Below are 10,006 nucleotides of genomic sequence, written 5' to 3'. Positions count from 1 at the left end.
GGTCGGCAGCGAGGGAGGTGCCGGGGGCGGGCTCGGAAGCGAGCGCGGCAGGCTCACCGCCACGGCGGAGGCGGGCAGGGGAGACGGAGGCGCACCGAGCGGCCGGCTGGGGGCGGGGCGCGCGCCCAGGACGTGCGTGCGACCGGGCTGGAGCTTGCGAGGCATCCGCCCACTCACGAAGTAGGACACCGCCGTGGTCCGCAGGGTCGCCAGATCCAACCCCGTCTGCACCAGCAGCTCTTGCGCGACGCAGCGCACCCGGGTCACCGCGATGAGCAGGTGCAGGCAGTCGGCTTCCTGCGAGCCGCAGCTCGTGGCGATTTCCCGGGCTTTCTCCCGCAGCTCGCGAACCTGGCCGTCCGTCTCCGCCGGGGCCGCGGTGAGCAGGTGGAGGAGGGCATCCTCGTCCACGCCCCGCTCCTTCAGCAGGAGCTGCGCCCGGTTCTCCACCGTGAAGAGCGCCAACAGCACGTGGGCCGAAGTAATCTTCTGGGCCACGCTCCGGGCGATGTCATTCGCTTCTTGGAGGACCTGGGCCAGATCCGTGCTTTCGACCATTCGAGCTCCGGCAAGCGTGCAGCCGAGCGGAATACACCCTCTCGATCCCGACGGCAAAATTTCCGCAACAGGTTGCTACAGGTCTGCGGAATCCTTGAGGTAGAAAGCCGCGCAACCTTCCATGAGGATGGAATTCGGTTGGCCGGCTGCCCGTTCACCGCCGCGATTTTTCGACTGGCCGAGCAATTGCCTGAGGGGGAGCGCCGTACATCCCTCCGAGACCACTCACTCTATGACCTCACTCGTCCAACCCGTGCGCGTCTTCATCGACCCTGTCGAGGGAACGCCCGCCGCCGTCGAAGCCCGCCGTTGGGTCTGGCCCCTGCTCATCCTCGCGCTTTGTGTGTCCGCCTCCGGGACGCTGTTTTCCCTTCGCTGGGACGCGACCCCGGATGTCATCCGTGAACTCCAGGCGTCCGGGGAGATGGCGACCATCTCCGAGGCCGACCTGACCGACAAGATCCAGACGACGACCCGCAAGGCGCTCGTCGGAGGCATCGCCAAGGGCGTCTTCGTGATGCCGATGGTGGCGCTGCTGCTGGCCGCCATCCTCTGGGTGGTGTCCTGGCTGTTTGATCGCCCCGCACACTTCGAGCAGCTGATGTCCGTGGCGGCGCTGGCGCTGTTGCCCATCGCGCTGTACCACGCGGTCCTCACGCTCTGCATCGCCGCGCAGCACACGCTCAGCGTCGCTCGCGTCGCGCAGCTGGTGCCGTCGCACCTGGGCGCGTTCCTGGGGACCCTCAGCCCGAAGATGGCGCGGGTGGCGTCCACCGTGGACTTCTTCAACCTCTGGAGCACGGGCCTGTTGGGCCTGGGCTTCGCCGCCGCCACCGGTATGCCCCGCGGCCGCGCGCTGATCCTGGCACTGGTGCTCTACGTGATGTTCGCGGGGGTGTTGATGGTGGGCCTTCCCGGAGCGGAGATGGCGGGAGGTGGCCGATGAACGCGCTCCTCGTCGCCGTGCTGCTCACCGCCGCTCCCGCGCCCACGCGCCTCACCCTGGACGAGGTCCGCACCCAGGGCCGCCAGAGCACCACCGCGCTCCAGGCGCTGCTCGACCTGGACATCGCCAGTGAAGACGTGCGCGTGACGCGCTCGGCGCTCCTGCCGCAGCTCTCGGTCAACGCGTCCGTCGGCAAGAACTGGTTCGGTCGCCGCAAGTCCTTCAACCTGGTGCCGGACCCGAACAACCCGGGCGAGTTCGTGCAGATCCCCGTCGAGTCGAAGCCGACCAGCACGGGCGACTACGACCTGGGCTTCATCCTCAATCAGGTCATCTACGACAGGGCGCGCTGGAAGCAGCTGGAGCAGAGCGGCGTGCTGCGCGATGCGCAGACGAGCCAGGCGCAGGAAGAGGCGGACACCTCCGAGCTGGAGGCCATCCGGCGGTTCTTCACGCTCTTCCGCTCCCAGGCCACCCGCCAGGTGCTGGAGGCCACCGTCAAGCGCAGCGAGGAGCAGCTGGACCGCGCGCGCTCCCTGTTCCAGGCCGGACGCGTGGGCAAGGTCGAGGAGATCTCCGCGCTGGTGAACCTGGGCAATGACCGCATCACCTTCGTCCAGTCCCTCACCACGTTGGTGACGGACCAGACGCAGCTGGCCGTGTGGTTGACCCGTCCCGGCACCGAGCCCCTGGAGGCGGTGGACCCGGGTGTGCTCACCTCGGAGCCCGCGCCCGCGCCCACCATCGAGCAGGCCATCGACTCGGCCCGCGAGCGGCGCCCGCTGCTCAAGGCGCTCCAGCTTCAGGTGCGCTCGGCGGAGCTGCAGCGCTCCATCGCCCGGGCGGACTACCTGCCCGTGCTGTCGGCCCGTGGCCTCTACACCCGCCAGGGCCCGGACGCGGAGCAGGTCTTCACCGAGCCTCGCCTGCAGAACAACTTCCTGGGCAGCATCAACCTCGAGTGGAACGTCTTCAACGGGTTCATCACCCCCGCCCAGACGCGGCGCGCCGAGGCCGGCATCCGCAAGGCGCAGCTCACGCTGGCGCAGTCGGCCCGGGAGATCGAGGGCCAGGTGCGTGCCGCCCACCAGTCGCTGGAGGCGCAGATGGTCGCCGCCCGGCTGTCCGCCGAGAACAAGGAGGCCGCCTTCCAGGGCCTCCGGCTTGCGGAGGAGCGCTTCAAGGCCGGTGCGGGCTCCACGCTGGAAGTCCGCGACGCCCAGCTGAACCTCACGCAAGCGGAGCTGAGCTTGTTGGAAAACAGGATTGATGTCGAAATCGCCCGCTTCAGTTTGTTGCGGGCCATGGGCGCCCTGAGCCCGGGAGAGACGAAATGAAGTGGTGGAAGGGTGCGATTGCCGGTGCGCTGTTCCTGGGTGCCGCTGCCATCACGGCTGGAGGACTGAAGGAGCGTCCGCCGCCGTCCCAGGAAGTGCAGATCGCCAAGGCTCGCAAGGGCACCATCACCCGCACCATCACCGGTGCGGGAAAGGTGCAGGCTGCGACCACGGTGAAGATCTCCTCCAGCCTCTCCGGAGACCTGGTGGAGCTGCTCGTCAAGGATGGCGAGCCGGTGAAGAAGGGCCAGGTGCTCGGGCGCATCGACAAGCGCATCTACGAGGCCGCGATGAAGCAGGCGATGGCGTCGCAGAACGCCGCGCGCGCCGACTCCCAGGTGGCGGAGGTGGAGGTCAGCCGCACCACGTCGGAGCTGGGACGGGTGGAGGGCCTGGTGACCAAGGGCCTGGCGTCCGGCGCGGAGCTGGACATCGCGAAGGCGAGCAAGAACACGGCGGAGGCGCGGCTCGCGTCCGCCCGCCAGCAGCTGGCGCGCAACATCGCCATCGTCGAGCAGGCGCAGGCGGACCTGTCGAGGACGACGCTGTCGTCGCCCATCGACGGCAACGTCATCGAGCTGTCGCGCGAGGTGGGTGAGCGCGTGCGTGGCTCGGAGCTGGCCGAGGACGTGGTGATGACCATCGCCGCGCTGAGCGCCATGGAGGTGAAGTTCGAGGTGGGTGAGCACGAGGTGGTGCACCTGAAGCCGGGCCAGCCCGCGGACGTGACGCTGGACGCGCTGGAGGGGCAGACGTTCCAGGGCTCGGTGGTGGAGATTGCCCAGAAGGCGCTCATCAAGAACCCGGGCACGGAGGCGGAAGTGACGAGCTTCCCCGTCACGGTGGCGCTGGACATGCGGCCGCCGGGCGTGCTGCCGGGCATGAGCGCGGAGGCTCGCATCTCCGCGGAGACGCACGATGACGTCATCCTGGTGCCCATCCAGGCGGTGACGGTGCGCGCGGAGCGCTCGCTGCCGGACTTCAAGGAGTCGGTGGAGGGCGGCGCGCTGAAGGCCAAGCGCACCGAGACGCTCGCCAAGGTGGTGTTCGTGGTGGACGCGGCGAACAAGGCGCAGGTGCGGCGGGTGCAGACGGGCATCGCCTCCGACACGGAGCTGGAGATCCTCTCCGGGCTGAGCGATGGGGACCGCGTGGTGGAAGGGCCCTACCGCACGCTGTCGAAGGAGCTGAACCACGGGGACAATGTCCAGGCGCCCGAACCGGGCGAGGGTCCTGGCGCGAAGGGCGGTCAGAAGTCGTGAGTGACGGCAGCGGCGCCGGCACAGGCCGGCTCATCCAGGTGGACGACATCACCCGCGTCTTCCATGTCGGTGGCGAGGAGGTGCGCGCGCTGCGAGGCGTCACCTTCGGCATCAGCCGAGGGGAGTGGGTGGCCATCATCGGCCAGTCCGGTTCTGGCAAGAGCACGATGATGAACGTGCTGGGCTGCCTGGATACGCCCACCAGCGGCCGCTACATGCTCAACGGCAAGGACGTGTCGCGCATGAGCGACGACGAGCTCGCCGTCATCCGCAACGTGGAGATCGGCTTCATCTTCCAGACGTTCCAGCTGCTGCCGAAGGAGACGGCGCTGGCGAACGTGGAGCTGCCCCTGGTGTACCGGGGCATGGCGGCCAAGGAGCGGCGGGAGCGGGCGAAGGCGGCGCTGGACAAGGTGCAGCTCACGCACCGCATGCACCACCGGCCCAATGAGCTGTCGGGTGGTCAGCGTCAGCGCGTGGCCATCGCCCGCGCGCTGGTGTCTGAGCCCTCCATGCTCCTGGCGGACGAGCCCACGGGCAACCTGGACTCGGCCACGGGCGAGGAGATCGTCCGGCTGTTCGAGCAGCTCCACCAGGCGGGCCACACGCTGGTGCTCGTCACGCACGAGCCCAAGCTGGCGGCGCGCTGCCCTCGGGCCATCCGCCTGAGCGACGGAGAGATTGTCGCCGACGGTCCCGGGCGTGAAGTGGCCATGGGCGTCGCCGGCCCGATGGTGGCAGGCGTATGAAGAACGCGACGAGCCTGCGGGTGGATGTCCTGGAGGGGGCGCGCATCGCCGTGTTCTCCCTGCGCGCCAACCGCCTGCGCACGGTGCTGACGACGCTGGGCATCGGCATCGGCGTGGCCACGCTGCTGGCCATCGTCGGCATCATCCAGGGGCTCAACACGTCCTTCCACCGACAGCTCGCGAGCTTCGGCGCCAACACGCTCTACGTCTCCAAGTTCCCGTGGATGATCAAGGGCGATTGGTGGAAGTACCGCAATCGCAAGAACTTCACCCTGGAGCAGCTGCCCCGGCTGCGCGCCATGGCGCCGTTCATCACCGCGATGTCCCCGTCCGTCTCGCGGCTGTCGGACGTGTCGTACGGCGGCGAGCAGATGTCGTCGGTGCGCATCCAGGGCGTCAACCACGAGTACCTGGGTATCGCGGGCTTCGACATCACCGGGGGCCGCTTCATCACGGAGTCGGATGAAGAGGTGACGCGTCCGGTGGCCGTGCTGGGCGCGGACGTGGCGGAGCGGCTGTTCCCCGGCATCAGCCCGGTGGGACGGAGCATCCGCGTGGACAACCGCTCCTTCCAGGTGGTGGGCACGCTCAGCCGGAAGGGGAAGGTGGTCAACGAGAGCATGGACCTGCTCGTGCTCATCCCCTTCAAGACGTTCTACAGCAACTTCGGCAAGGGCCGGCCGTTCGAGATCGCCATGGCGGTGGCGGACGCGTCCCAGGTGCGCATGGCCGAGGACCAGCTCATCGGCATCCTGCGGCGCCTGCGCGGCACGGAGCCGGGTCAGCCCGACGACTTCAACATCAACAAGCCGGAGGCGATGGCGCAGACGTACGCGCAGCTCACCGGCGCGCTGTACGGCGTGGCGGTGGGCGTGGGGCTCATCACCTTGTTGGTGGGCGGCATCGGCATCATGAACATCATGCTGGTGTCGGTGCGCGAGCGGACGCGGGAGATTGGCGTGCGGCGCGCGCTGGGGGCGCGCAAGCGCACCATCGTCGTCCAGTTCCTCATGGAGGCGGCCAGCGTGTCCGCGGTGGGAGGCCTGCTGGGAACGACGGTGGGATTGGGCACCGCCAAGGTGGTGTCGCTGATAACGCCCCTGGCGGCGGACGTGCAGACGTCCACGGTGCTGGGCGGGGTGTTCTTCGCCGCGCTGGTGGGCCTGCTGTTCGGCATCTGGCCGGCGGCGCGCGCGGCGAACCTGGACCCCGTGGAAGCCCTTCGGTACGAGTGAGTCGATGCGAGCCTTCCTGGACAATCTGCGGCTGGCCCTGGGGACCTTCCTGGGCAACCCGCTGCGCTCCCTGCTGACGCTGTTGGGCATCGTCATCGGCGTGGCCACGGTCATCACGATGATGGGCCTCATCGAGGGCCTGCGCACCAAGGTGAACCGCGACCTGGGCCGGCTGGGGGCGCACACCTTCCAGCTCACCAAGTGGCCCGCGGGCGGCTTCGGCCGCTTCAACTGGGCGAAGTTCGCCAAGCGCCCGGACATGGGCCTGGAGGACGTGCGCGCCATCGAGATGTTCTGTCCGTCGGTGGGCGTGGTGGCCCCGTCGGACGACCAGGGCGGGCAGAAGGTGTCGACGGTGAGCGCGGAGACGCGGCCGTCGGTGCGCATCATCGGCGCGTCCACGACGTACCCGATGACGAGCGGCGTCTCTGTGCAGTCCGGCCGCTACTTCAACGAAGTGGAGGGCATGGACGGCCGCAACGTGGTGCTGCTGGGCGTGGACGTGGCGGACCTGCTCTTCCCCGGCATCGACCCGGTAGGCTTCGAGGTGCGCATCCAGAACCGGCCGTTCCGGGTGATTGGCGTGCTCCAGCGGCGCGGCAGCTTCCTGGGCATGGTGAGCATGGACAACCAGGCCCTCATCCCCCTGCGCGTGTTCCAGCAGCTCTACGGCAAGGAGCGCTCGCTGGACATCGACATCCAGGCGAAGGACCCGAGCCTGTTCCGCAAGGCGCAGGACGAGGTGACGACGCTGATGCGGCGTCGGCGCAACGTGGACCCGGACCAGCCCAACGACTTTGAAATCCACACCAACGAGTCGGTGACGGCGTCCTTCAACCAGCTCTCCCAGGTCATCACCATCGCCGGCATCGGCGTGTGCCTGCTGTCGCTGGTGGTGGGCGGCATCGGCATCCTGAACATCATGCTGGTGTCGGTGATGGAGCGGACGCGGGAGATTGGCGTGCGCAAGGCGCTGGGGGCCAAGCGGCGGCGCATCCTCGGGCAGTTCGCCACGGAGGCCGTGCTGCTGGCGCTCTTTGGCGGTGGCCTGGGCGTGGGCCTGGGCTTCGGGCTCGTCTTCCTGGGCGACTGGATGGTGGGTTTCCCCATGTCCGTGCCTCCCTGGGCGGTGGGCCTGGCCCTGTCGATGAGCTGCGGGGTAGGGCTGCTGTTCGGAATCTACCCGGCCGCCCGCGCCGCGAAGCTGGACCCTGTCGAGGCGATGCGCAACGAGTAGCGGGCCCCGGTCCGTCGTCGGTTGCCTCCCTCCCCGGACTCCATTAGGGGAGGGGGATGGCGCCACGCATCGGCTCGCTGTGGGACTCGGTGGGAAACACTCCGCTGCTTCGCATCGGTTCTCTCAGCCGCATCACCGGCTGCGAGATTCTGGGCAAGGCGGAGTTCATGAACCCTGGCGGCAGCATCAAGGACCGCGCCGCCAAGGGGATGATTCGCCGCGCGGAGGAGGAGGGACTTCTCCATCCGGGCGGCACCATCGTCGAGGGCACCGCGGGCAACACCGGCATCGGCCTGGGGCTCCTGGGCCGCGAGCGCGGCTACCGCGTCGTGGTGACGATGCCGGACAACCAGGCGCGCGAGAAGTACGAGCTGCTGGAGGCCATGGGCGTGGAGGTCCGCAAGGTGCCGCCCGTGCCCTTCGCCAACCCCGGCCACTTCTTCCACCAGGCGCGCGCGCTGTCCGAGCAGCACGGCTGGTTCTGGGCCAACCAGTTCGAGAACACGGCCAACGGCGACTTCCACTACGAGACGACGGGGCCCGAAATCTGGGAGCAGTGCGAGGGCCGAGTGGACGTGCTCGTCGTCTCCGTGGGCAGCGGCGGGACGATGTCCGGCGTCAGCCGTTTCCTCAAGGAGAAGAACCCCGCGCTGCGAGTGGTGCTCGTGGACCCGCCGGGCTCCGGCCTCTACTGCTTCGTGCGCGACGGGAAGCTGGAGTCGTCCGGCTCCTCCATCACCGAGGGCATCGGCATCATGCGGCTCACCGCCAACTTCAAGGCCGCGCGCGTGGACGAGGCGATGCGCCTGGGGGACGAGGACATGCTCGACACCCTCTACCACCTGGCCCGCGAGGACGCGCTCGTGGTGGGCACGTCGGCCGCCCTCAACGTGCGCGCCGCGTATGAGATTGCCCGCCAGCACCCCGGCTCGGGCCTGCGCATCGTGACGTTCCTGTGCGACCACGGCAGCCGCTACGCCTCCAAGGTCTTCAACGCGGAGTTCCTCGCCTCGAAGCAGCTCCGGGTGAAGCCGCTGCCCGTCAACCTCCCCGCGCGCTGAGCCGGGCCCGTCCAGCCCGCGCCGAAAATGCGGACCCCGGCGCAAGCGCGTTCAGGGTCCTCTCAACTGTCCGACAGGACTGGATAGTCTTTCTTCGTTTTCTGGAAAAACTGTTGTTGCGGGTTTAGGGCGACGCTACAGGTGCGCGACCCATCCGTCCCCATGTCGGGGGCGGGGGCTCACCTCATGGAGTCCGCATGTCGCGCATGGTGTTGCCGTTGAGAGCCCTGGTGGTGCAAGCCGCGCTGGCGGCCGTGGTGCTGGCCTGTTCCGGGCCGCCGGACGCCGCCTCTTCCGGAGAAGAGCCGCTGGGCCGGCAAGAGGGCACGGCGCTGGCGACCCGCGTCGTCGGCTACTTCCCGACGTGGGCGGGCGACGTCAACACCATCCCCTACGACAGGCTCACGCATATCAACTACGCCTTCGTGGTGCCGACCGCGCAGGGGGGGCTCACGGGGCCGAGCGGGACGGACGCACGGCTTCGCTCACTCGTCACGGCGGCACACGCGCGAGGCGTGAAGGTGCTCATCGCCGTGGGCGGGTGGAACGACGGCAATGACAGTGGCTTCGAGTCGCTCGCGGCGAACGCGGGCACTCGCACGGCTTTCGTGAACAACCTGGTCAACTACGTCAACGCGGCGGGGCTGGACGGCGTGGACATCGACTGGGAGTACCCGGACCCGGGCGCCTCCGCGCAGAACTACGCGGCGCTCATCCGGGAGCTGGGCGCGGCGATGCGCTCGCGCGGCAAGCTGCTCACGGCCGCGGTGGTGGCCAACGGCTACTACGGCGAGGGCATCCCCACCTCGACGTTCGCCGACTTCGACTTCCTCAACATCATGGCGTACGACGGCGGGCAGCCGCATTCGACGTATGACTACGCCGTCCAGTCGCTCAACTACTGGAAGGGGCGGGGCCTGCCGGCATCGAAGGCCGTGCTGGGCGTGCCGTTCTACGGGCGCTCGCCGTCGTCGTATGTCGGCTACGCGGACCTCGTCGCTCGCGACTCGCAGGCGCCGTACAAGGACAACGTGGGCGACGTCTATTACAACGGCATCGCCACCATCCAGGCGAAGACGCGGCTGGGGCTCCAGCAGGGCGGCGGGGTGATGATCTGGGAGCTGACCCAGGACACGCGCAATGACACGTCGCTGCTGCTCGCCATCTTCAACGCCGCGCAGGGCGGCGGTGGCGCCACCCGCTACCGCATCGTCAACAAGTCCTCCGGCCGCTGCCTGGACATCAACGGTCCCAGCACCGCGGACGGCGCGACGATTCACCAGTGGGCGTGCCACACGGGCGCCAGCCAGCAGTGGGTGCTGGAGCCCACCGACAGCGGCTACGTCCGCATCGTGTCCCAGTACAGCGGCAAGGTGCTGGATGTGCGCGACGTGAGCACCGCGGATGGCGCGGGGCTCCAGCAGTGGACCTGGTCCAACGGTGGAAACCAGCAGTTCCGCACGGTGGCGACCTCCGGCGGGTTCCATCGCATCGAGGCCCGACACAGCGGCAAGGTGCTGGATGTCACGACCTGCGGGACGAGCGCCAACGGCACCGTCATCCAGCAGTGGACCTGGTCCAACAACGACTGCCAGCAGTTCCGGCTGGAGGCCCAGTAACG

The 10,006-nt window shown here is 68.7% G+C and carries 8 protein-coding genes and 1 pseudogene; 8 read left to right on the top strand and 1 reads right to left on the bottom strand.

Annotation, left to right across the window (positions count from 1 at the left end):
• Nucleotides 1-558 (bottom strand): annotated as a pseudogene (locus tag FJV41_RS18180) (Clp protease N-terminal domain-containing protein); the annotation flags it as partial.
• Between the two features lie 232 nt (nucleotides 559-790).
• Here FJV41_RS18180 and FJV41_RS18175 point away from each other — a divergent pair.
• The 8 genes from FJV41_RS18175 to FJV41_RS18140 all read left to right on the top strand — a co-directional run bounded on the left by FJV41_RS18175 (nucleotide 791) and on the right by FJV41_RS18140 (nucleotide 10,004).
• Entirely contained in the window at nucleotides 791-1,504 is a 714-nt protein-coding gene (locus tag FJV41_RS18175) for a YIP1 family protein (RefSeq protein WP_141643769.1), read from the top strand.
• Nucleotides 1,501-2,841 carry a TolC family protein gene (locus tag FJV41_RS18170; RefSeq protein ID WP_141643768.1) on the top strand — a complete coding sequence of 447 codons (1,341 nt, stop codon included), beginning with the start codon at nucleotides 1,501-1,503 and terminating at the stop codon, nucleotides 2,839-2,841. The genes FJV41_RS18175 and FJV41_RS18170 overlap by 4 nt, the downstream gene beginning before the upstream one ends.
• Nucleotides 2,838-4,103 carry an efflux RND transporter periplasmic adaptor subunit gene (locus FJV41_RS18165; protein ID WP_141643767.1) on the top strand — a complete coding sequence of 422 codons (1,266 nt, stop codon included), beginning with the start codon at nucleotides 2,838-2,840 and terminating at the stop codon, nucleotides 4,101-4,103. Before FJV41_RS18170 ends, FJV41_RS18165 begins: the two co-directional genes overlap by 4 nt.
• Nucleotides 4,100-4,852, top strand: a complete 753-nt coding sequence (locus FJV41_RS18160; protein WP_141643766.1) for an ABC transporter ATP-binding protein — start codon at nucleotides 4,100-4,102, stop codon at nucleotides 4,850-4,852. The genes FJV41_RS18165 and FJV41_RS18160 overlap by 4 nt, the downstream gene beginning before the upstream one ends.
• Nucleotides 4,849-6,087, top strand: a complete 1,239-nt coding sequence (locus tag FJV41_RS18155; RefSeq protein ID WP_141643765.1) for an ABC transporter permease — start codon at nucleotides 4,849-4,851, stop codon at nucleotides 6,085-6,087. The genes FJV41_RS18160 and FJV41_RS18155 overlap by 4 nt, the downstream gene beginning before the upstream one ends.
• Before the next feature lie 4 nt (nucleotides 6,088-6,091).
• Complete coding sequence (locus FJV41_RS18150) at nucleotides 6,092-7,324, top strand: ABC transporter permease (RefSeq protein ID WP_141643764.1); 1,233 nt, start codon at nucleotides 6,092-6,094, stop codon at nucleotides 7,322-7,324.
• 56 nt (nucleotides 7,325-7,380) lie between these two features.
• Nucleotides 7,381-8,385, top strand: coding sequence for a cysteine synthase A (locus FJV41_RS18145; protein ID WP_141643763.1), 1,005 nt, complete (start codon nucleotides 7,381-7,383; stop codon nucleotides 8,383-8,385).
• A 197-nt stretch (nucleotides 8,386-8,582) separates the two neighbouring features.
• Nucleotides 8,583-10,004, top strand: coding sequence for an RICIN domain-containing protein (locus FJV41_RS18140; RefSeq protein WP_141643762.1), 1,422 nt, complete (start codon nucleotides 8,583-8,585; stop codon nucleotides 10,002-10,004).
• The last annotated feature ends 2 nt before the right edge of the window (nucleotides 10,005-10,006 follow it).

This window comes from Myxococcus llanfairpwllgwyngyllgogerychwyrndrobwllllantysiliogogogochensis (assembly GCF_006636215.1).
GTDB classification, from domain to species: domain Bacteria; phylum Myxococcota; class Myxococcia; order Myxococcales; family Myxococcaceae; genus Myxococcus; species Myxococcus llanfairpwllgwyngyllgogerychwyrndrobwllllantysiliogogogochensis.
Note: the sequence above shows the minus strand (reverse complement) of the source record. Positions and strands in the feature narration are given on the sequence as shown.